We start from the raw sequence: 20,633 nt of genomic DNA, 5'->3' as shown, positions 1-20,633 counted from the left end.
AGGCCCTACGATCACCCCCAACAGACGGCGACGGATGCCGGGCGCGGGAGGCGGGCGTTGGTGTGGCCGAATCGGTGATCGATCTCAATGCGGACCTCGGCGAGGGGTTCGGGCGCTGGACCCTGACCGACGACGAGGCCCTGCTCTCCGTGGTCACCAGCGCCAACGTGGCCTGCGGCTTCCATGCCGGCGACCCCTCCACCATGCGCAAGGTCTGCGCCCTGGCCGCCGAGCGCGGGGTCCGGATCGGTGCCCAGGTCTCCTACCGCGATCTGGCGGGTTTCGGCCGCCGGGCGATGGACGTCCCGCCGGAGGAGCTGGCGGACGAGATCGCCTACCAGATCGGCGCCCTCCAGGTGTTCGCCCGGGCGGCCGGCTCCCGGGTCTCCTACGTCAAACCGCACGGTGCCCTCTACAACAAGGTGGTCACCGACTCCGAGCAGGCCGAGGCCGTGGTCGCGGGCGTGCTCCGGGCGGGTGCGGTCTGCGACGGCCCGCTGCCGGTGCTCGGGCTGCCGGGCTCCCGGCTGCTCGCGGTGGCCGAGGGCGTCGGACTCCCGGTGGTCACCGAGGCGTTCGCGGACCGGGCCTACACCTGGGCGGGCACCCTGGTGCCCCGCCGCGACCCCGAGGCCGTGGTGCACGACCCCGAGTCGGTGATCGCCCGCGCGGTCGGCATCGCCCGGGACGGCCTGGTCACCGCCGTCGGCGGCGAACCGGTCGCGGTCGAGGCCCGCTCGCTCTGCGTACACGGCGACACCCCGGGCGCGGCCCAGCTCGCCTGGCGGGTCCGGGGGGCGCTGGCCTCCGCCGGGGTACGGGTCGAGGCCTTCGTCTGATGGAGCTGACGTTCCGCCAGGTCGGTGCCGACGCACTGCTGGTGCGGGCGGCCGACGGCGAGACCGTCGCCGCGCTCTACGCCGCCCTGCTCGCCCGGCGGGACGAACTCCCGGCCGTCACCGAGATCGTGCCCGCCGCCCGGACCGTCCTGCTCGACGGCCTCGCCGACCCGGCCCGCACCCGGCAGCTGCTGACCGGCTGGCAGCTGCCGCCGCACCCGCCCGCCGACGGCCCGCTGATCGAGGTGCCCACCGTCTACGACGGCGCCGACCTGGCCGAGGTCGCCGCGCTCTGGGGGTGCACCGCCCCGGAGGCGGTCCGGCTGCACTGCTCGTTCGAGTACCGGGTCGCGTTCTGCGGCTTCGCCCCCGGCTTCGGGTACCTGACCGGACTGCCCGCCCCGTACGAGGTGCCGCGCCGGGCCACCCCGCGCAGCTCCGTCCCGGCCGGGTCGGTGGCACTGGCCGGTCCGTACACCGGGGTCTACCCGCGCTCCTCGCCCGGCGGCTGGCAACTGCTCGGGCGGACCGCGCTGCCGCTCTGGGACACCGGTCGCGAACCCGCCGCCCTGCTCGCGCCGGGGGTCCGGGTCCGCTTCGTGCCGCTGGCGGCGGGCGCGGCCGGACCGCTGGCGGCGGCGTGACCGGGCTGCTGGTGCTGCGGCCCGGTCCGCTGACGACCGTTCAGGACCTGGGGCGGCGCGGGGTGGCCCACCTCGGGGTGCCCCGGGCCGGGGCGCTGGACGGGCCCGCGCTGGTGGCCGCCAACCGCCTGGTCGGCAACCCGGCCGGGACCGCCGCGCTGGAGACCACCCTCGGCGGCGTCGCCCTGCGCGCGGTCGGCCCGCTGCTGGCCGCCGTCACCGGGGCGCCCTGCGCTGTCCGGCTCGACGGGCGGCCGGTGGCCTGGGGCGCGGCGGTGCCGGTACCGGACGGTGCGGTGCTGGAGCTCGGCCCGGCCACCCACGGCGTCCGCAGCTACCTCGCGGTGGCGGGCGGCATCGCGGTCCCGCCCGTATTGGGCAGCCGCTCCGCCGACCTGCTCTCCGGCCTCGGCCCGGCCCCGCTGACGGCCGGCCGGCTGCTGCCCGTCGGGGACACCGCCGGTGCCGTCCGGGCCGAACTGGTCCCACTGCCCGCGCCCCCGGCGGAGCTGGTGCTCCGGCTGCACCCGGGCCCGCACCAGGACTGGTTCGCCCCGGCGGCCCGCACCCTGCTGGCCCGCGCCCGCTACCTGGTCGCGGCCGCGAGCAACCGGATCGCGCTGCGCACCGAGGGCCTGCCGCTCCCCCGCTCCAGGACGGGCGAACTGCCCAGCGAGGGCATGGTGCTGGGCGCCGTGCAGGTCCCGCCGGACGGGCTCCCGGTGGTCTTCCTCGCCGACCACCCCACCACCGGCGGCTATCCGGTGGTCGGTGTCGTCCCGGTCGCCGATCTGGCCGCCGCCGCCCAGGCCCGGCCGGGCACACCGGTCAGGTTCGTACCGCTCGGCCGCTGACGCCCGGTCAGCGCGGGTCGAGCCCGGTGGCGTGCGCCTGGGCCAGCAGCAGGTAGCCCTGGCCGTTGGCCTTGATGCCGGAGCGCTCGTCCTCGGTGAGCTCGCGCTTCACCTTGGCGGGCACCCCCGCCACCAGCGAGCCGGGCGGGACCTGCATGCCCTGCGGCACCACCGCACCGGCCGCCACCAGCGAACCGGCGCCGATCCGGGCACCGTTGAGCACCGTGGCGCTCATCCCGACCAGGACGTCGTCCTCCACCGTGCAGCCGTGCAGCACCGCGTTGTGGCCGACCGAGATCCGCTCGCCGAGCACCGCCGGGAAGCCGAGGTCGGCGTGCACCGTGCAGTTGTCCTGGATGTTGGTGTCCGCGCCGACCGTGATCGACTCGGCATCGCCCCGCAGCACCGCGCCGTACCAGACGCTCGCGCCGGGGCCGAGGGTGACCGACCCGACCACCACCGCGTTGGCGGCGACGAACGCGGTCGGGTCGACCTTCGGCTCGCGGTCGGCCACCGCCGCGATCAGGGGCTCTGCCATGGGCTTCTCCGTCGGTTCGTCCGGATGGGGTTCCGGGTCACCGTACCAAGGCGGTTGACCGGCACTCAGGCGGTGGGGGCGGCGAACTCGGGCTGGTCCAGCAGCCGGAGCCAGCTGCCGTCGGGCTGCCGTCGGACCACCTGGGCCCGGGCGCCGGTCCCGTCGGCGGGCGGGGTGGAGGTCAGCGCGATGCCGTCGCTGACCAGGGTGGGCAGCGGCGGCTCCGGGTCGAACCGGGGCCGGTGGGCCAGCACTCCGGCCCACAGCTCGCGGATCGCCTCCCGACCCACCGTCAGGCTGCCGGGCGGGTACGCCATCACCGCGTCCTCCTCGTACAGCGCCGCCACCCCGGCCGCGTCACCGGCGTTGGAGCGCTCGACGAAGAACCGGGTGAGGTCCTCGGGTCGCATGGCCTTCTCGTACGTCTGGTAGTCCGTCATGGCTTCCTCCGGGTGTCCCGTGCTGGTGTGCCTCCAGCTTGGCCCGGCCCGTTCGACAAGTCCAACAGCTGGTTCCGATCAGAACTAGAATCTCGGGTCATGGAACTGAGACAGCTGGAGTACTTCGTCGCGGTCGCCGAGGAGCGGAACTTCACCCGGGCCGCCGAGCGGGTGCACATCAGCCAGTCCGGCGTCAGCGCGCAGATCCGGCAGCTCGAACGCGAGCTGGGCGCCGAGCTGTTCGACCGGTCCACCCGCACCGCCACGCTGACCGTCGCGGGCAAGGCCGCGCTCGAACACGCCCGGGCCGCGCTGGCCGCCGCCGCGGCGGTGGGGCAGGCGGTCGGTGAGGTGACCGAGCTGATCCGGGGCCGGCTGACCGTCGGCATGGTGGTCGGCTGCACCGTCGCCCCGCTGTTCGAGGCGCTGGCCGACTTCCACCGGGCGCACCCCGGGGTCCAGCTCTCGCTGCAGGAGGACGATTCGGACCGGCTGGTGGCGGGAGTCCACTCCGGCGCCCTCGACCTCGCCCTGATCGGCGCCGCGGCCACCACCCCGGCCGGGCTGGAGGCGTTCACCGTGATCAGCGAACGGCTGGTCGCCGCCGTCCCACCGGGGCATCCGCTGGCCGGCCGGAGCGGCGTGACGCTCCGCCAGCTGCTCGCCCACCCGGTCATCTGCATGCCGCCCGGCACCGGCCTGCGCGCGGTGCTGGACCGGGCCTGCGCCGGGCAGGGCCTCGAACCCCGGATCGCCCTGCAGGCCGGCGCCACGGACGCGATCGTCGACCTGGCCGCCCGCGGGCTCGGCGTCGCGGTGCTCAGCGCCTCGATGGCCGCGCACTACCGCGACCGGCTCACCCCGGTCGGCATCGACGACGTCGACACGCCCGCGCTGCTCGCCCTGGTCTGGCGGGACACCCGCAACCCCGCGCTCCGGGAGCTGCTGGTGCACGGCCGACGGGCCTTCGGCGGCCAGGGCGGATGACGGGGGGTCAGGCCGGGTGACGGGGGGTCAGTGCCCCGGCTCCACCGCCAGCACCCGGAAGCGCTGGGCCGCGATCAGGGTGTCGTCGTCCACCGTGAAGTCGGCGCCGAGCTCGGCCCGGATCTCGGGGCCGTGCCAGAACTCCTCGTGGGTGGCCCGCCACTGGGCCACCGACTCGTCGCCCTCGCCCTCGTCCACCGCGTGCCTGAGGTCGACCTCGGCCAGCCGGACCACCCGGACCTCGGTCAGCTCGATCACCGCCACCCGGCGGCCCGCCGAATCCGGCACCGCCAGCCGCAGACCGGCCACCGGCAGCGGCTCGCCGTCGTACTCGTACCCGGCCACCAGCCCGGAGGTGGTGGTCTTGGTGCCGGCCAGGACCGCGGCCACCAGTCGGTCGCGCAGCGGTCCGGGAAAGCCGAACTCCATCGTGGGCAGGGCGTCGGGATCCATGCCGCGCAGGCTACCGGCCACCGCCGGCGGAGTCCCGGGCTTTTCAGCCCGCCGTACCGAACCGGGCCAGGTAGTGCCAGACCTTCTTGAGGTCCTGCGGATCGTGCTCCCCGGCGGCGACCGCCGCCCCGAGCACCCGGGGGTCGAGCCGGCCGTCCTCGGCGATCGCGGCGCCGAGCTCGACGTACCGCGCGCCCCGGTAGCCGGGGTGGCGGCGCAGCTCGGACACCGGGAGCCGGTACCCGGGGTGCCACTCGACCGGGCAGGGCAGCGCGGCCGCGTCGGCCTCGACGGCGGTGCCCCGGAAGCTCGGGTCCAGCACCAGCGCCTCCACATCGCGGTCCAGCCGGACGCCGCCGTGCACATGGGCCTCGACGTAGTCGTCCAGCAGGTCCTGCTCGTCCGCCTCGGCCAGCTCGATCAGCGACATCCGCTCGGCGGTGCCGAAGTCGGTGGGCTCCAGGAAGCTGTCCGGATAGCAGAAGGTGGTCCTGGCCAGCGCCTCGGTGGTCAGCCGGAAGTGCGCGGAGCCGAACCTCGGGGCGGCGCCGCCCGGCCGGTGACGGAAGTTCAGCGCACCGTAGACCGGGCGCAGTCCGGCGGGCGCGGCGTCGTAGGCACCGCCGAAGATCCGGCTCTCCCAGTGCCAGCGGTCGCCGCCGGGGTGGGCGGTCAGGCCGCCGTTGCCCGTGCCGGTGACGAACTGGGAGTGGTAGCCGCCGTCCTCGGCCAGCCCGCGCAGGATCGGGCGGCCGGTCGCCGATGCCCGGTCCGGGTGGAAGTTCAGCGTCACCCGCAGGCCGGGGGCGACCGGGCCGCCGGTGGCCCGGGCCGCGATGTGACGGAGCGCCGACTGCGCCGCGGCGGTCACCGGTCCGCCAGGGCGGCCAGGTCGGCGGGCGACAGCCGGAGGGCGCCGGCCGCGACGTTCTCCACCAGGTGGTCGGGGTTGCCGGTGCCGGGGATGGCGAGCACGTGCCCGCCCTGGGCCAGCGTCCAGGCGAGCCTGACCTGGGCCGGGGAGGCGCCGTGCGCGGCGGCCACCGCGAGCAGCTCGGGGCTGTCGGTGCCGCCCACGCCGCTCTCCTTGCCCTCACCCGCGATCGCGAAGAACGGGACGAAGGCGATGCCCTGCTCCCCGCAGCGGCGCAGCACGTCCTGCTGGGCGGGGGTGGCGCCGAGGCCGTACCGGTTCTGCACGCAGACCACCGGTGCGATGGTCTGCGCCTCAGCGAGCTGGGCGGTGTCGGCGTTGGAGAGGCCGAGGTGGCGGATCAGACCGGCGGTCCGCAGCTCGGCCAGGGCGCCGAAGTGCTCGGCGAGCGGGTCCCGGCCGTACATCCGCAGGTTCACCACGTCGAGGTGGTCCCGGCCGAGCTGGCGCAGGTTCTCCTCGACCTGGCCGCGCAGCTGGTCGGGCCGGGCCCAGTCCAGCCAGTCGCCGGACGGGCCGCGCCCGGGGCCGACCTTGGTGGTGATCACCAGGTCGTCGGCGTAGGGGGCGAGCGCGGTGTTGATCAGCTCGTTGGCCGAGCGCAGCGAGGAGAAGTAGAACGCGGCGGTGTCGATGTGGTCGACCCCCAGCTCGACGGCCCGCCGGAGCACCGCGATCGAGCGCTCCCGGTTGCTGGGTGCGCCGAGGTCGAAGGCGGCGCTGCCGGTCAGCCGCATCGCGCCGAAGCCGAGCCGGTGCACGGTCAGGTCGCCGAGGGTCCAGGTGCCGGAAGCCGCTGCAGTGATCATCCGGGGATGATGCCACAGATCATGATCATGGCAACAGGCCTTCGATCAGCCGCCCGAGCAGGCGGTCGAAGGTCGCCTCGGGATCGGCGGGGGCCGGCGGTTCGGCCAGCGCTCCGGCCAGCCGGGGGTAGCGCCCGGTGCCGGCCATCGCGGCGAGGTAGCGGAACTGGGCCGCCCCGAACTCGGCCGCGCTCCGGGTGGAACGCTCCACCGCCTGCTGCTGGGCGAGTTCGTACGAGACATGGCTGGCCACGAACCCGGTGAGCAGCGAGAAGATCTCCAGCCGGGCGGCGCCGGGCAGACCGGTCGGCTCCAGCACCGCGAGCGCGTACTCCAGGGCGGTCAGCGCACGCGGACCGATGGTGCGGCGCAGCGGCAGTGCGGCGGGCAGCCAGGGGTGACGCCGCATCAGGGCCCGCTGGACCTCGGCCAGGCCGCGCAGGTCGGCGGCGAGGTCGCCGGAGGGGGCGGCCGGCAGCGGGAGGTCGCCCCCGGCCAGATCGATCATCAGCTCCACCAGGGTGTCCTTGTCGGGCACGTAGCTGTAGAGCGACATCGTCCCGACGCCGAGCCGGGCCGCGACGGCCCGCATGGTGACGGCGGGCAGCCCCTCGGCATCGGCGAGCGCCACCGCCTCCGCGGTGATCTCGTCCCGGCTGTGCCGGGGCCGCCGCCCCAGCCGGGGCTGATCCGCCGTCAGCCAGAGCCGCTCGGGGTCGATCTCGCTGCTCACCGCCGTGCCTCTCCTCCGTCACCCGCTCCCCCTGTTGTCCCCATCCAAGCACTTGCTATTCTCGTACTATGTACGGGAATAGCATCCGGAGGACCCCGTGACCAGTCGCCAGCGCCCGCCCCGCACTGCCCGCCTGCTCCGCCGCACCCTGCGCGGCCTGCCGCCCCGGCGGTACGAGGTCGGCCACCGACCCGGCCTGACGGTGCCCGCCGCCGACGGCAGCCCCCTGCTGACGGACCGGTACTTCCCGCTCGGCCCGGGCCGGTTCCCCACCGTGCTGCTCCGCTCGCCCTACGGCCGGGGCTTCCCGTGGGCCCCGATGTACGGGTTGGCGCTCGCCGAGCAGGGGTTCAACGTGGTGCTGCAGAGCTGCCGGGGCACCGCCGGGTCCGGCGGGGAGTCCGCCCTCTGGCGGCACGAACGGGCGGACGGCCTGGCCACGTTGGAGTGGCTGCGCGGGCAGCCGTGGTTCACCGGCGTGCTGGGCACCGTCGGCCCGAGCTACCTGGGGTACGCGCAGTGGGCGCTGGCCGCAGAGCGTCCGCCGGAGCTCCGCGCCATGGTGCTGCTGAACGCGATCCACGACCCGCACGCCTTCTTCTGGTCCGGCGGCGTCTTCAACCTGGAGAACGCGCTGGTCGCCACCGTCGGCCTGGAGCACTTCCAGCGCGGCGTCGGCGCCCTGCTCGGCGCCTCGCTCCGGCTCCGGCGCAACCTGCGCCGGGCCACCACCGGCCTGCCGCTGCGCGAGGCGTACACCGCCGGGACCGGCGGGCGGGTGCCGTACCTGGAGGAGGCGATGGACCGTCCGGCGGCCGACGACCCCTTCTGGGCCGGCGCCGACCTGGGCCCGGGCACCGAGCACTCCACCGTGCCGACCGCGCTGATCACCGGCTGGTCGGACGTCTGCCTCGGCCAGACCCTGCGGCAGTGGGAGCGGCTGCGCGGCTCGGCGACTCCGGCCTCGCTGCTGGTCGGCCCCTGGACGCACACCTCCGCCCTCGGGCCGGGGTGGGCGGACGTGCACCGCGAGACCCTGGCCTGGCTACGGGCCCACCTCACCGACGACCCCTCGGGGCTGCGGCCGACCCCGGTCCGGGTGCACACCGACGGGCAGTGGCAGGACCTCCCCGACTGGCCGGCCGCCGGGCCGACCCGGCACTGGTACTTGGCGGACGGCGCGCTCACCGTCGAACACCCGGCGGCCGCCGGGCCGGTGACCTTCCGGTGCGATCCGTCCGACCCGACCCCCTCGACCGGCGGCGCGCTGCTCTCGGACCAGGCCGGGCCACGCCGGAACAACCGTCGCGAGGCCCACCCCGACGTGCTGACCTTCGACGGCGAACCGCTCACCGCGCCGCTGCGGCTGCTCGGGGCGCCCCGGCTCGACCTGACCGTGGACTCGGATCACGCCGACCTGTTCGTCCGGCTCTGCGACGTCGACCCGCGCGGACGCTCGGTCAACATCGCCGACGGCATCCGTCGGCTCTCCCCCACCGGCATCGACCCGGCCACCGTCACGCTCGAACTCGACCCCACCGCCCACACCTTCGCCATCGGACACCGGCTGAGGGTCCAGCTGAGCGGCGCCCCGCACCCGCGCTACGCCCTCAATCCCGGCACCGGCGAGCCGTTCCCGACCGCGACCCGGCTGGAGCCGGCCCGGATCACCGTCCACCAGCCCGCGGTGCTCGGCACCCGGGACAGCGGCCGTACACCTTGACCCCTTATCATCTAGCCGCGCCGGACGACACCCCGCGCCCGGCAGCGGCCGGTGCGGGAACGGGGCGGCGCGCTCCGCACCATCCATGAACAGAAGAGGATCTGAGCCGATGCGCGCCCTCCCCCAGATAACCGCGGCGGGTGCCCGGTGATCGACTGGTTCCACGCCGCCGTGCTCGGCCTCGTGCAGGGTCTCACCGAGTTCCTCCCGGTCTCCTCCTCCGCCCACCTGCGGGTCTTCTCCGCCCTGGCGGGCTGGCAGGACCCGGGGGCGGCCTTCACCGCGGTGACCCAGCTGGGTACCGAGACGGCGGTGTTGATCTACTTCCGGAAGGACATCGCGGCGATCGTCTCGGCCTGGGTGGTCGCGCTGTTCAAGCGCGAGCGGCGCAGCGACCCGAACGCCCGGCTGGGCTGGTTCGTCATCCTGGGCACGCTCCCGATCGGCATCTTCGGAGCGCTCTTCCAGGACACCATCGAGACCACCCTGCGCGACCTCCGGGTGATCGGCACCACCCTGATCCTGTTCGGCGTGATCCTGGCGGTCGCCGACCGTACCCGGGCGGTCCGGCACGCCAAGCCGATCAGCGAGCTCACCCTGCCGCACGCCATCGCGTACGGGCTGGCGCAGTCACTGGCGCTGATCCCCGGCGTGTCCCGCTCGGGCGGCACGATCAGCGCGGGTCTGCTGCTCGGCTACAGCCGGGAGGCGGCGGCGCGGTACTCCTTCCTGCTCGCCATCCCGGCCGTGCTGGCCTCCGGCGTGCTGGAGCTGTTCAAGATCGGCGAGGGGCCGGCCCCGGCCTGGGGGCCGACGATCCTCGCCACCGTGATCGCCTTCGTGGTCGGCTACGCGGCCATCGCCTGGTTCCTGAAGTACATCTCCAGTCACAGCTTCATGCCGTTCGTGATCTACCGGGTGCTGCTCGGCATCGTGATCATCGGCCTGGTGACCGCCGGCGTGCTGGCACCGGACGCGGGCGTCGTCCCGGCGAAGTGACCGAGGTGGCGCCGCCGGTCAGCTCCCGGCCGAGCGGCGGCGCCACCAGACCACTCCGCCGACCGCGACCAGCAGGACGGCCACCACGCCGATGACCACCGGGCCGCTGCCGCCGCCCTGGTCGCCGGACGTCTCCACCGCGAGCAGCGGGGCCGGGCTGCTGGACGCCGGAGCCGGCGAGGCCGAGGCCGAGGCCGAGGCCGAGGCCGAGGGTGCCGCCACCGAGGGCGTCGGGGACGGCGTGGGCGACGGGATCGCCGCCGCCAGCGGGGTGGCGCCGGGGGCGGCCTTGGCCAGCTTGAGCACCGGGGCCGGGTTCTTCGGCTCGCTGCCGCCCTGCGGGACCTCGATCCAGCGGTCCACCTGCGCGTCGGTGTACATCACCAGGGTCTTGAACACCACCTGCGGGGCGTCCGGCAGCTGACGCACCTTCACCTGGTACTCGGCGTTCTTCCCCGGGGCCAGACCGGGCCCGGCCACCGTGAACCCCTCCGCGCCCGGCTTGAAGGTCCAGCCCTCGGGCGCCTTCACCAGGCTCACGTCGGCCGGGGCGATCCCGGCCGGGAGCACCACCTGCACCTCGTCGATCCCGGCGGTGTCCGACTCCCCCGCCGCCTTGAACGCCAGCACGGCGTCCACCGCCAGGGCCTGGGCCTGCTGGGAGGTGACCCCGGTGTGCGCGAGGGCGGGGCCGCCGAGCAGCACCACCCCGGCCAGGGCGGCTATCGGGGTGGCGGCACGGGCGAGCGAGCGGTAACGGTTCATCGGCGGCGGGACTCCCAGGCGCGGGCGGTCAGAGGCCCGTCCATCATGCCAGCCGCCCCGCCGCCCCGGCGGGGAACGGCGCAGCCGGCCGGGGTCAGTGCCCGGTCAGGCGGCCGCGGATGATCGCGTGCACCTCGGCCTCCTCGGCCGGGTCCGCGGCCAGCCGGCGCAGGCGCTCCAGCACCCGGACGTCGCCGGTGGTGGCGACGTGGCGGGCGGCCAGCTCGCGGGTGGCCTCCTCGCAGTCCCAGAGGCTCTCGACCGCGATGCTGCGGGCGAAGTACGGGTCCGTCACGGCCAGCGCGCGGGCGGCGCGGCCGCGGAGTTCGGAGGAGACCGCCTCGCCGTAGACGTGGCGCAGGGCGGGGACGGCTCCGGCGGCGGCCAGCCGCCCCACGCCGTCGACCAGCGTGCCCAGGCCCGCACCGGTCACGCCGCGGACCGAGATCCACTGGCGCAGCCCGTCGGTCACCAGCGGCCCGTCGGCCGGGTCGCCCGCGTCGGCGAGCAGCTGGACGGCGGCCTCGCCGAGCGCGCTGTCGGCGCCGCCGGTGGCCGGATCGGCCCAGCGGCGGGCGTGCGCGAGGGCGGCGGGGCCGCGCATCCGGCCGAGCACGGACAGGGCCGCGTCGACCACCCGCTCGTCGATGTCGGCGGCGGCGGCCTCGATCAGATCGGCGACCTCCGGGTCCTGCTGGTCCACCAGGTAGCGCAGGGCGGCGGTGCGGGCGCCGGGCGAGCCCGTCCGGGCCGCCTCCAGCACCGTCTCGCGGTCCTCGGGGCGCACCACGGCGGCCAGACAGCGGGCGGCGGCGGCCGAGCGGCGCTCGGCGGAGCCGCCGGGCTCGGCCTGGTCGGCCCAGGCCAGCACGTCGGCGGTGCTCCAGCCGGGGGTGACGCCGCCCCGGTTCAGCTGCCGCTGCCACAGGTCGAACGGTGACTGCTCGCTCGCGGTGGCCACCCGGGGGTGATGCGCGGCCCACAGGCGCCACGGCCTGGGCTCGTACGCGGCTCTGATCGCGGCCCGGAGCTCGGCGTCGCCCTGCGGGTCGGCCGCGAAGCGGGCCAGCACCGAGGGGGCGAGCGAGAGCAGTGACCGGTCGTCGTCGCGCAGGGCCAGCTCGTCCAGGGCCCAGGCCCAGTTGGTGCCGACCGCGACGTAGCCGCGCAGCAGGTCGAGCGCGTCCCGGCGGCCGTAGGCGGCCAGGTGCCCGAGCACGGCCAGGGCCAGCCCGGTGCGGGCCTCGTCCGGCTCGAACACGTCCTCGGCGCTGTGCAGGTGCTGTTCGAGCCCGCTGAGCGGTGCCTCAAGCTCCATGAAGAGGCGGGCGTAGTAAAGGGAGCGGTTCTCGACCTGCCAGTCGACCCGGGGGTCGTGGGTCACGCACTCGTCCAAGGCGGCGATCGCCTCGTGCCGGTCGGCCGCCAGCGCATGCAACTGCCCGTCACCGCGACCTCGCTGAAGGAGGCCGAGGAGGCTGGCACTGGGCGCTATCACTGGCTCGAACATGACGTCAGCATCCGTTGCGGCGGTCGTAGTGGCAACGGGATTTCCGCCGCCGGGGGGTCTGATGGCTCCTGCAAGGGCGCCCGGGCGCCGGAATCACCGAAGGTTACCGCCTGGGCGCCCCTTACGCACACAGGACCTTTCAGGCCCCTGTTCGGACCCCATGTCCGCATATGCCAGTGGAAATCCCGTGAAGGAAATGCCGGAACCCCTCACACCCGCCGCACCGTCGTGGCAGAGTCGGTCCACCGCCGCCCGCCCCGGGCGTCCTCCTTACCCGCACCGTCGTGAGGGGCCGCGATGAGCACCGCGCACTGGGACCTGCACACCGACCAGGTCAGCTGGCAGCCCGGCGTGTACCGGCTGCTCGGCCGCGATCCGGGGCTCGGCCCGCTCAGCCTCGACCAGCTGCTCCGGGCCGACCGGCCCGCGCTCCGCCGGGTGGTCGCCGCCGCGCTGCTGCGCGGGCAGGCCGAATCCGGCCTGGTGCCGATCGAACGGCCCGGGGACGAGCCGCGCCGGGTCCAGGTCACCGGTGAGCCCCTGCTCGACCAGGACGGCCGGGTCACCGCCCTGCGGATGTCACTCCGTCAGCTCGGCTGAGTGTCGGTGCTCCAACGGGGCGGCGGGAGCACCGCGTGGATCTCCGCCCGCAGCTCGGCCACCGCCGGCACCCCCTGGTAGCGGCCGGACAGCCGGTACATCTCGCGCAGCCGGTCCCAGGTCCTGGTCGAAGAGGTCTGGCCGATCGAGTTCAGCGCCAGCTTGGCGTGCGTCAGCGCGCCCTCCGGCTCACCGGACAGCCAGTACACCGAGGCCAGGGTGATCTCGTCCAGCAGGCTGGAGCGCTCCCGGCCGGTGGTGGCCCGCAGGTCCATCGCCTGCTGGGCGTGCCGCTCGGCCAGCCGGGCCGCGCCCGGGTCGTGCTCGGCCAGCGTCCGGTAGACCAGCGCCTGCATCCCGTGCAGCTCGGCCTCGTTGAAGGTGGCCATCCAGGTCGGCACCGCCAGGTCGCTCTGCTGCACGAACAGCTCCTCGGCCTCGCCGAGCACCCGGCGGGTGGCCTCCGCCCGGCCGAGTGCGGCCTGCGCCCAGGCCTCCACGGTGTGCAGCATCGCCCTGGTCTGCGGCAGCATCCGGTCGCCGCTGCTGGCCCTGGCCAGCTGCATCAGCTCCAACGCGTCGTCGGCGCGGCCGAGATGGAGCATCTGCCGGGCCGCCCGGGAGATCGCCTCGCCGGCTCTCGGCCGGTCGTCGGCCTCTCTGGCCGCCTGCGCGGCGATCACGAAGTACCGCTGCGCGGTGGGCTCCAGGCCCACGTCGTGCGACATCCAGCCGGCCAGCACCGCCAGGTTGGCGGCCACCGTCCAGAGCCGCTGCTTCACCTCGGGCCGCAGGTCGTGCGTGAGCAGCCCGCCGACCTCGTTCAACTGGCCGACCACCGCCTTGCGCTGCAGGCCGCCGCCGCGGGAGGCGTCCCAGGCCCGGAACACCTCCACCGACCGCTCCAGCGCGGTCACTTCCTCCGCGCCCACCGGGCCGGGCTCGTAGACGTCGACCACCGGCCGGGGCCCGCCCTGGGTGACCACCCGCCGGGGGCCGGGCCGTTCGGCGGCCAGCGCCACGTCGGCGCCGCGCATCCAGTCGTAGAGGTTGTCGCTGATGAGGGCACCCGCGGTGAGCGCGCTACCCGCGCCCACCAGTCCGCGTCGGTTCAGCATGAGGTCCATTCTCGTGAACTCGGTGAGGACTTCAGCCGTCCGATCCGGCTCCCAGGGTTCTGCTGACGGCGTGCTGCCGGACCTGGTGGGCCGGTGTCGTTCCAGACCGAGGTCCTCAGTGGTGACGACACGGCCGAGCCGCTCGGTGAACACGGCGGCCAGCAGTCTCGGCACCGGGTCGCGGGGGATCTCCCCCTGCTCGATCCAGCGCCGCACCCGCGAGGTGTCGGTGGACAGCTGCTGCTGGCCCATCGCCGCACCGCGCCGGTTCACCAGCCTCGCCAACTCGCCCTTGGACCAACCGGTCAGGGCGAAGAGGTCGGCGAATCTGGCGTTCGGCCCCTTGCTCACGTGAAGCCCCCAGGTTCCTCGGCTGCGTCCGACCCTAGTGCGCTGGCATGTGCCGCGCGACCATTCGCCACGCTTCGCCAGGGTCCGCCACATGGTGCACCAGTGCTGACCGGGTGTCAGGTAGAGATGCGCCACCCCGACTCCGGGTCGGGAAGCCCGAAAACGGCCCAGGGACTGCCCTGGGAGCCGGTCAACGGACTTCCCGGGGCCTCATCCGAGGGGGTGGCGCGGCAGGGTGGCGCACAGGCGCCGGGCATGGCCAGGGCAGGCGCACGGACCGCATTCCCCAGGGTGCGGCCGTGACGGCCACTCGAGTTCCGTGCCCGGCGCCTGTACTCCACCCCCTCAGGCCCCGGCGGTGCACCGAGCAGGTGCACACATCCGCCGCCGGAGCAGTCCGCAGCAGACACCGGCAGAGGCCAGCCGCCGGCCAGGAAGGGACCCTCACCAGCCCATGTACTCCTCAGCGACCACCGGCACCCCCACCCAGCCCCGCACCGCGCTGCGCCCCCCCACCGCAGCCGGCGGTCGCCCCGGCCAGGGTCAGGCCCCCCTCCGCGACCCCCGGGCGCTCGCCGCCGGCCGCGGCCTGCTCCCCCGCCAGGCCGACCAGCTCGCCGCCCGCAACGGCATCGGCGGCGACCGGCTCTTCCGCGGCCGCGCCCTGGAGGCCGCCACCGCCGACCGGCTCGACCCGGCCGCCCTCCAGACCCCCGCCGTACGGGCCGTGCTCGCCAACATCGCGCGGATATGCCCTGGCTTCCTTCCCCGCCAGGTCCTGCGGGAAGGCAGCCGACACATCCTGATCGCCGGCACCATCGGCCGGTCGCCCGTGGTCGCCAAGTGCCTGGCCCCGCAGGCGCTCCGGAGCGAGCACGCCGAGCAGTTGATCGAGCGCTTCCACCACGAGGTCTCGGTCTACCGGGCCTTCGTCCGGCACCGTCCGCCGGTCCGGCTGCCCCGGCTGGTGGCCGCCGACCACGACCGCTGCGTGCTGGTGATGGAGCGGGTGCCGGGCCGTCAGGCCGCCCGCGAGCGCCACCCGGTGAGCGCGCCGACCCCCGGCGAGCTGCGGGCCGTGCTCGGCTCGATCCGGTCGCTCAACCTCTGGCGGCCGCCGACCGACGTGTTCGGCAAGCCGCTCGACTACCAGACCGAGATCGCCCGGTTCCACTCGGTCGGGCAGCTCACCGACCGGGACGCGGGCGACCTGCGGGCCCTGCTGCACGGCCTGGCCGGCAGCCCGCTCCAGCTCTGCCACGGCGACGCGCTGCTCGGCAACATCCTGCTCGCTCCCTCGGGACCGGTCCTGGTCGACTGGGAGCAGACCGGCTGGTACCTGCCCGGGTACGACCTGGCGGTGCTCTGGAGCGTCCTCTCCGGGGACTCCGCCGCCCGTCGCCAGATCAGCCAACTCGCCCAGTCCGGCGGCACGGTGGCCCGGGACGCGTTCCTGGTCAACCTGGTCCTGGTGCTGATGCGGGAGATCCGCCTGCACGACGTGCCGGGCGCCGGCGAGGAGCAGCGCATCATGATCCGCCGCCTCTACGACGACGCCGCCCTCGCCCGCCGCGCGGTCCGCACCGCCGTCGGCACCCGCTAGGGCCCGTCGTCGGCGCCCCCCGGACCGGGTGCGTCACCCCAGGGCGGCGTCGGCGACCGCGTCGAGCACCAGGTCCTCCGGGGCCAGGTGCGTGCGTCCGCCGAGGACGTCGCGGAGGTAGCGCTCCAGCGGGTGGCGGCGGCTGAGGCCGGGGTTGCCGGTGAGGGTGACGGCCTGTTGGACGGCGGCGGTGGCGGTGCGGTTGATCAGCAGCTGCGCCGCCCCCGACCGCCCGGCCGCCGCCTGGTCGCCCCGGTCCACCCGCGCGGCCAGGCCGTGCAGCAGTTCCTCGGCCCCGATCAGCGAGACCTCGATCTCGGCCACCGCCGAGCGGTACCGGGGCACGGTGGCCAGTGGCTCGGTCAGATTGGCCGGAGTCCGCTGGCCGAGGAAGCGCACCAGCCACTCCTGGGCGGCCCGGGCCACGCCCAGGTGCACGGCGGAGAGGGCGAGTTCACGCCAGGCGCGGTCCAGCCGCTCGGCGGGCGACTCCTCCGCGGCCGGGCGGCCGAGCCCGATCACGGCGTCCGCGGGCACCGCGACATCGGTCAGCAGCACGTCGTGCCCGGCGCTCGCCCGCAGGCCCAACTGGTCCCAGACCGGATCGAGTTCGATGCCGGGGCTGTCGCCGCGGACCAGGAACAGCCCGGCCCGCGGAATCGTTTCGTCGGTCCGGGCCCAGACCGCCAGCCAGGCCAGTGCCTCGGCGCCGGCGCAGAACGTCTTCCGGCCGCTCAGCCGCCAGCCGGTGCCGTCCCAGCGGGCCACCGTGGCGAGCCGGCCGCCGGGCTCCGCGCGCAGGGTGTTGACCAGGGCCGGGCCCCGGCGGGATTCGGTCAGCAGCCGGCGGTACACCGCGGCCGGCCAGCCGCCGTTGCGGGCCTGCTCGGCGTGCTGAAGCAGGGTGAACGCGGTCAGCACCGCCACCGAGGCGTCGCCGCGCCCGAGTTGGCCGAGCAGCCGGACCAGGTCCGGCAGGCCCGCGCTGGGACCGCCGTAGCGCTGACCGATGGTCAGGGTGAGCAGCCCGGCCTCGTGCACGGCCTCGATGCCCTGGTACGGGAAGGTGGCGTCCCGGTCGTGCTCCTCGGCTCTGGCGGCGAGCAGGTCGACCACTCGGGGCAGTCGGGCGAGGGCGTCCGCGACGGGTGAGGTGCCATCAGTGACGGTCATGGTGCGGATGCCTCCGGGCGGCAGCGTGGTGCACGGCGAACTGCGGGCGGGCGCACGGCGGAAGGGGTGCGCGGAACCGTAGGCGGCGGACCTCGTGAGAACGGCTTGAATCAGCCGGAGGCGGGCCGCCGGGGGAGAGTTTTCCCCCTCAGCAGCCCGGACACGCCGCGCTCGCGGTGCGCCGCAGGTCGAGATAGCTGCGGCGCGTGAGCAGCAGGCGGCGACACGACATGCTGGTGACTGTACGAAGCGTTGATCGTCACCGTCAAGCAGGCCCCGGAGACCTGGTCGGACCGCCGGGAATCAGCCCTGCTGGAACATGTCCGCCGGGAGCGGCTTGAGCAGTTGGTAGAGGTCGTCCGCGATCGGCCGGTCCCAGGACGCGATGGTGACCTGGACGCCGTCGCTGCGGCCGAACTGGGCGCAGAACACCCGCTCCTCGCTGATCTTGACCTTGCGGACGATCAGCAGGTCGTCCCCGAGCATGACCGGGAAGTCCTCGGCCGAGACGAACTCGACCGGCTCCTCGTGCTCCAGCGCGGTGAGCAGTTGGCGGATCTCGAACGGCACCCCGTCCTCGGTGTCCCGGGCCGGCGATCCCTCGGGCAGGTTGCCGATGAACATCGCGGGGCCGCGGCCGCCGAACAGGTCGTACCGGAGGAAGATGCCCTGACAGGAGCCGTCGGGGCCGCTCATCATCATGGCGCCGAAGTCGCCCGGCCAATCGCCCGGATCCATCGCGAGCACGTCGAAGTCCGGTCCCGCGGGCGAGCCGGAACGGCGGCGGAGAAATGACATGACACCATCGTACGGTGCGGTCACGCCCTGCTCACGGGGCGGGTGGGTGGCCGGGGCGAGATCCACGCTCAGAGACCAATGTTGACTCTGAGCAACCGTCCGGGCTACGTTCGGTTCAGCACGACAGCCGCTGTGGGTTCGATCCACCGGGGGGCGGTGTTGTCGCAGCGCGCCCGCGTGCGCGTTCCCTCACTGCACATCGTCGTGCGACACACCTGCGCCACCTGCTCATGCACTTTCCGCTGTCCGTCGACCGTCGAGTAGCGTCAAGCAGAGCAGCACCACCAGTACGACACACAACACCCATAGACCAGGTTCGCGGGGCCCCGGCCCGTCGCAGCTCGCGAACCTGCCCGGGACACCGCCGCGTGGGGGCGTGCGGATCCTCGGGCAACCCGGCACCGGCGTCCGAGTCGCTCTCGGAACCGGGGCCACGCCTCCCGGCGACGGCGCACCCAGGTGCGTCCGGGGTTCTACCTCGGGAGGAGGTCCGGCACTTGTGCCCGGACCGTACAGCAGGCGCCGTGCCTGGACGCGTGGGGGCGTTGGGCACGGCGTCTGTCTGCTTCTAACTGTGGGCCGTTTCTTGTCGAACAGTCAACGACTATCGGGCCATCAGATTTCTTTCCGATGATCTGACCGTGTCGATCAGGTGACGGAGTCCCCGTCAGACCGGGTCGAACTCGCCGTCCCGCGCGCCCAGGACGAAGGCCCGCCACTCGGCCGGGGTGAAGACCAGCACCGGCCCCTCCGGCTCGCGCCCGTCCCGCATCGCGATGTACTCCCCGACGAAGGCGATCTGCACCTCGCCGCCGCCCTGGCTGCTGGAGAGCCACTCCGCCCCGGTCAGGTCCAGGATCGGCTTGGGGCCGTGCCCCGGGGCCCCCGCCCCGCTCCCGCCCGCCACGCCGGTACCGCTGTCGGCCGCCACTGGTGCTTCCTCCCTGTCGAACGAAACCCCAGCGTATCCAGCCCGTCCCGACGCGGAAGCGCTTGCCGCGATCCCCGCTCCGACCGGTGCCGATCCGGCCGTTCCCCCTCCTGGCCGACAGTCGCTGTGCTAGTGGCTGGTCCGACCCACCCGGGGGTGGATCCGGTCGCGACCCGGGTACGACTGCGAGAGTGTTGTCCCACGATCCGTCAGATCACCTGTCCCATCGGCCCCGAGGAGCAGTCATGGCACGCCGGGAGGACCCCCGGGCCGATGTGATTCCGATCTCACACGCCCCCTCCGCGCCGCATCCCGACGAACCGGAGCCCGGGCTGCCGCGGCATCCCAGGCCGGCCGGGCTCGGGCGGGTCGGTGTGGTGCTGGTGTCGCACAGCCAGCGGCTGGCCGAGGCGGTGGCCGCGCTCGCGGTCGGGCTGACCCGGAGCGAGGACCCGGCGCCGGTGGCCGCCACCGGGGGCAGCCTGGCGGACGGGCTCGGGACCAGCGCGGTCCTGGTGGCCGCGGCGGCCCGCCGGGTGGACCAGGGGCACGGGGTCGCGGTGCTGGCCGACCTGGGCAGCGCGGTCGACACCGTCCGGGCGCTGCTGGCCGACGCGGACGAGCACGGCCTGCCCTTCCCGGTCCGGCTGGCCGACGCCCCGTTCGTGGAGGGTGCGGTGGCCGCGATCGCCACCGCCGGCGCGGGCGGGGACCTGGCGGCGGTACTGGACGCGGCCGAGGAGATGTACCGCCAGCGCAAGCTCTGACGGCGGGTTCCGCCCCACGGCGCAGCGGAGTTCACCGGATGCACACATCGGTGCCGGTCGCGCCGATAGCATTCCGCGCAGTGCGCCCGGGGCGGGGAGGCCGCGGGCCGACGGTGGGGGGAGCTGCAACATGCGAGTGGTCGTGACCGGCGGAGCCGGTTTCATCGGAGCCAATCTCGCCCGGGCCCTGCTGGCCCGGCCGGAGGTCGACCAGGTGGGTGTGGTCGACAATCTGAGCACCGGCAGCAAGGCCAACCTGGCCGGACTGGACGTCGCCCTGTACGAGGGCACCATCCTGGACCCGGCCCTGCTGGACACCGCGTTCGCCGGCGCCGACGCGGTGGTGCACCTGGCCGCGCTGCCCTCGGTGCCGCGCTCGGTGGCCGATCCGCTGGCCAGTCACCACGCCAACGCCACCGGCACCCTGGAGGTGCTGGAGGCGGCCCGCCGGGCGGGCGTCGGCTACCTGGTGGCGGCGTCCTCGTCCTCGGTCTACGGGGCCAACCGGGAGCTGCCCAAGCGGGAGACCATGCGGACGGCGCCGATGAGCCCGTACGCGGTGAGCAAGCTGGCCACCGAGGCGTACCTGGCGGCCTATCACCACTGTTACGGGCTGGGCGTGCTGCCGCTGCGCTTCTTCAACGTGTTCGGCCCGCTCCAGCCGGCCGGGCACGCGTACGCGGCCGTGCTGCCGGCCTTCCTCGACGCGGCGCTGGCCGGGCGGCCGCTGACCGTGCACGGGGACGGCGGCCAGAGCCGGGACTTCACCTACGTCGGCACGGTCACCCAGGTGATCAGCGAGGCCGTGGTGCGCCGGGTGGTGCACGCCGACCCGGTGAACCTCGCCTTCGGCACCAGGACCACCCTGCTGGAGCTGATCGACGAGCTGGGCTCGGTGCTCGGCCTGCCGCTGTCCGCCGAGCACGTCGACCCCAGGCCCGGCGACGTCCGCGACTCGCAGGCCGACAACTCCCGGCTGCGGGAGCTGTTCCCCGAGGTGGTGCCGGTGCCGCTGCGCGAGGGGATCGAACGGACGGCCGAGTGGTTCCGGACGCTCTGACGTC

General features: G+C 74.6%; 22 protein-coding genes. 10 read left to right on the top strand and 12 right to left on the bottom strand.

What is annotated here, in order from left to right; all coding sequences use genetic code 11:
• The first annotated feature begins 74 nt into the window (after positions 1–74).
• Genes ABT118_RS25800 through ABT118_RS25790 form a run of 3 tightly spaced genes read left to right on the top strand, consistent with a single transcriptional unit; the run spans position 75 to position 2,337 of the window.
• Complete coding sequence (locus tag ABT118_RS25800) at positions 75–839, top strand: LamB/YcsF family protein (RefSeq protein WP_350673344.1); 765 nt, start codon at positions 75–77, stop codon at positions 837–839.
• Positions 839–1,483 (top strand): 5-oxoprolinase subunit B family protein, encoded by a 645-nt coding sequence (locus ABT118_RS25795; RefSeq protein ID WP_350673342.1) that lies wholly within the window; start codon positions 839–841, stop codon positions 1,481–1,483. Before ABT118_RS25800 ends, ABT118_RS25795 begins: the two co-directional genes overlap by 1 nt.
• Positions 1,480–2,337, top strand: a complete 858-nt coding sequence (locus ABT118_RS25790) for a 5-oxoprolinase subunit C family protein (protein WP_350673337.1) — start codon at positions 1,480–1,482, stop codon at positions 2,335–2,337. The genes ABT118_RS25795 and ABT118_RS25790 overlap by 4 nt, the downstream gene beginning before the upstream one ends.
• Before the next feature lie 7 nt (positions 2,338–2,344).
• Here the strand turns inward: ABT118_RS25790 and ABT118_RS25785 are convergent, their stop codons facing one another.
• Together ABT118_RS25785 and ABT118_RS25780 are read right to left on the bottom strand one after the other, a co-directional pair.
• Positions 2,345–2,875 (bottom strand): gamma carbonic anhydrase family protein, encoded by a 531-nt coding sequence (locus ABT118_RS25785; RefSeq protein ID WP_350673333.1) that lies wholly within the window; start codon positions 2,873–2,875, stop codon positions 2,345–2,347.
• Between the two features lie 65 nt (positions 2,876–2,940).
• Positions 2,941–3,315 (bottom strand): YybH family protein, encoded by a 375-nt coding sequence (locus tag ABT118_RS25780; RefSeq protein WP_350673329.1) that lies wholly within the window; start codon positions 3,313–3,315, stop codon positions 2,941–2,943.
• Between the two features lie 99 nt (positions 3,316–3,414).
• Here ABT118_RS25780 and ABT118_RS25775 point away from each other — a divergent pair, with 99 nt between their 5' ends.
• On the top strand, positions 3,415–4,302 hold the full coding sequence (locus ABT118_RS25775) for a LysR family transcriptional regulator (RefSeq protein WP_350673325.1): 888 nt from the start codon (positions 3,415–3,417) through the stop codon (positions 4,300–4,302).
• Between the two features lie 27 nt (positions 4,303–4,329).
• On the opposite strand, the gene ABT118_RS25770 is transcribed toward ABT118_RS25775, so the two are convergent.
• Genes ABT118_RS25770 through ABT118_RS25755 form a run of 4 tightly spaced genes read right to left on the bottom strand, consistent with a single transcriptional unit; the run spans position 4,330 to position 7,231 of the window.
• Complete coding sequence (locus ABT118_RS25770; RefSeq protein ID WP_350673322.1) at positions 4,330–4,755, bottom strand: ASCH domain-containing protein; 426 nt, start codon at positions 4,753–4,755, stop codon at positions 4,330–4,332.
• A 43-nt stretch (positions 4,756–4,798) separates the two neighbouring features.
• Positions 4,799–5,626, bottom strand: a complete 828-nt coding sequence (locus ABT118_RS25765; RefSeq protein WP_350673319.1) for a DUF3626 domain-containing protein — start codon at positions 5,624–5,626, stop codon at positions 4,799–4,801.
• Positions 5,623–6,498, bottom strand: a complete 876-nt coding sequence (locus ABT118_RS25760; RefSeq protein ID WP_350673316.1) for an aldo/keto reductase — start codon at positions 6,496–6,498, stop codon at positions 5,623–5,625. The genes ABT118_RS25765 and ABT118_RS25760 overlap by 4 nt, the downstream gene beginning before the upstream one ends.
• A 25-nt stretch (positions 6,499–6,523) precedes the next feature.
• Positions 6,524–7,231 (bottom strand): TetR/AcrR family transcriptional regulator, encoded by a 708-nt coding sequence (locus ABT118_RS25755; RefSeq protein ID WP_350673313.1) that lies wholly within the window; start codon positions 7,229–7,231, stop codon positions 6,524–6,526.
• Between the two features lie 97 nt (positions 7,232–7,328).
• Here ABT118_RS25755 and ABT118_RS25750 point away from each other — a divergent pair, with 97 nt between their 5' ends.
• Both ABT118_RS25750 and ABT118_RS25745 read left to right on the top strand, forming a co-directional pair.
• Positions 7,329–8,954 carry a CocE/NonD family hydrolase gene (locus ABT118_RS25750; RefSeq protein ID WP_350673306.1) on the top strand — a complete coding sequence of 542 codons (1,626 nt, stop codon included), beginning with the start codon at positions 7,329–7,331 and terminating at the stop codon, positions 8,952–8,954.
• 150 nt (positions 8,955–9,104) lie between these two features.
• A complete protein-coding gene (locus ABT118_RS25745; RefSeq protein ID WP_350673422.1) occupies positions 9,105–9,953 on the top strand; it encodes an undecaprenyl-diphosphate phosphatase in 849 nt (282 codons plus the stop codon).
• A gap of 18 nt (positions 9,954–9,971) precedes the next feature.
• Here the strand turns inward: ABT118_RS25745 and ABT118_RS25740 are convergent, their stop codons facing one another.
• Positions 9,972–10,718 carry a DUF1775 domain-containing protein gene (locus tag ABT118_RS25740; protein WP_350673302.1) on the bottom strand — a complete coding sequence of 249 codons (747 nt, stop codon included), beginning with the start codon at positions 10,716–10,718 and terminating at the stop codon, positions 9,972–9,974.
• A 94-nt stretch (positions 10,719–10,812) separates the two neighbouring features.
• Positions 10,813–12,228, bottom strand: a complete 1,416-nt coding sequence (locus ABT118_RS25735) for a HEAT repeat domain-containing protein (RefSeq protein WP_350673298.1) — start codon at positions 12,226–12,228, stop codon at positions 10,813–10,815.
• Positions 12,229–12,525: 297 nt separating this feature from the next.
• On the opposite strand from ABT118_RS25735, the gene ABT118_RS25730 reads away from it, so the two are divergent.
• Positions 12,526–12,828, top strand: a complete 303-nt coding sequence (locus ABT118_RS25730) for a PAS domain-containing protein (protein WP_350673296.1) — start codon at positions 12,526–12,528, stop codon at positions 12,826–12,828.
• On the opposite strand, the gene ABT118_RS25725 is transcribed toward ABT118_RS25730, so the two are convergent.
• Positions 12,816–14,297, bottom strand: coding sequence for a DNA-binding protein NsdB (locus ABT118_RS25725; protein ID WP_350673293.1), 1,482 nt, complete (start codon positions 14,295–14,297; stop codon positions 12,816–12,818). The genes ABT118_RS25730 and ABT118_RS25725 overlap by 13 nt on opposite strands.
• A 454-nt stretch (positions 14,298–14,751) precedes the next feature.
• On the opposite strand from ABT118_RS25725, the gene ABT118_RS25720 reads away from it, so the two are divergent.
• Complete coding sequence (locus ABT118_RS25720) at positions 14,752–15,900, top strand: aminoglycoside phosphotransferase family protein (protein ID WP_350673290.1); 1,149 nt, start codon at positions 14,752–14,754, stop codon at positions 15,898–15,900.
• 33 nt (positions 15,901–15,933) lie between these two features.
• On the opposite strand, the gene ABT118_RS25715 is transcribed toward ABT118_RS25720, so the two are convergent.
• The 3 genes from ABT118_RS25715 to ABT118_RS25705 all read right to left on the bottom strand — a co-directional run bounded on the left by ABT118_RS25715 (position 15,934) and on the right by ABT118_RS25705 (position 18,778).
• Positions 15,934–17,073 carry an acyl-CoA dehydrogenase family protein gene (locus ABT118_RS25715; RefSeq protein WP_350673287.1) on the bottom strand — a complete coding sequence of 380 codons (1,140 nt, stop codon included), beginning with the start codon at positions 17,071–17,073 and terminating at the stop codon, positions 15,934–15,936.
• Positions 17,074–17,376: 303 nt separating this feature from the next.
• Positions 17,377–17,871 (bottom strand): hypothetical protein, encoded by a 495-nt coding sequence (locus ABT118_RS25710; RefSeq protein ID WP_350673285.1) that lies wholly within the window; start codon positions 17,869–17,871, stop codon positions 17,377–17,379.
• Between the two features lie 667 nt (positions 17,872–18,538).
• The gene (locus tag ABT118_RS25705; RefSeq protein WP_350673417.1) at positions 18,539–18,778 is read right to left on the bottom strand and encodes a DUF397 domain-containing protein; all 240 of its coding nucleotides are present in this window, start codon (positions 18,776–18,778) and stop codon (positions 18,539–18,541) included.
• Between the two features lie 269 nt (positions 18,779–19,047).
• Here ABT118_RS25705 and ABT118_RS25700 point away from each other — a divergent pair, with 269 nt between their 5' ends.
• Together ABT118_RS25700 and ABT118_RS25695 are read left to right on the top strand one after the other, a co-directional pair.
• Positions 19,048–19,569 (top strand): PTS-dependent dihydroxyacetone kinase phosphotransferase subunit DhaM, encoded by a 522-nt coding sequence (locus tag ABT118_RS25700; RefSeq protein ID WP_350673280.1) that lies wholly within the window; start codon positions 19,048–19,050, stop codon positions 19,567–19,569.
• A gap of 130 nt (positions 19,570–19,699) precedes the next feature.
• Complete coding sequence (locus ABT118_RS25695; RefSeq protein WP_350673277.1) at positions 19,700–20,629, top strand: NAD-dependent epimerase/dehydratase family protein; 930 nt, start codon at positions 19,700–19,702, stop codon at positions 20,627–20,629.
• Positions 20,630–20,633 lie beyond the last annotated feature (4 nt).

This window comes from Kitasatospora sp. NPDC002040, from assembly GCF_040296785.1.
GTDB lineage: Bacteria > Actinomycetota > Actinomycetes > Streptomycetales > Streptomycetaceae > Kitasatospora.
This window is presented reverse-complemented; position numbering and strand designations above follow the sequence as displayed.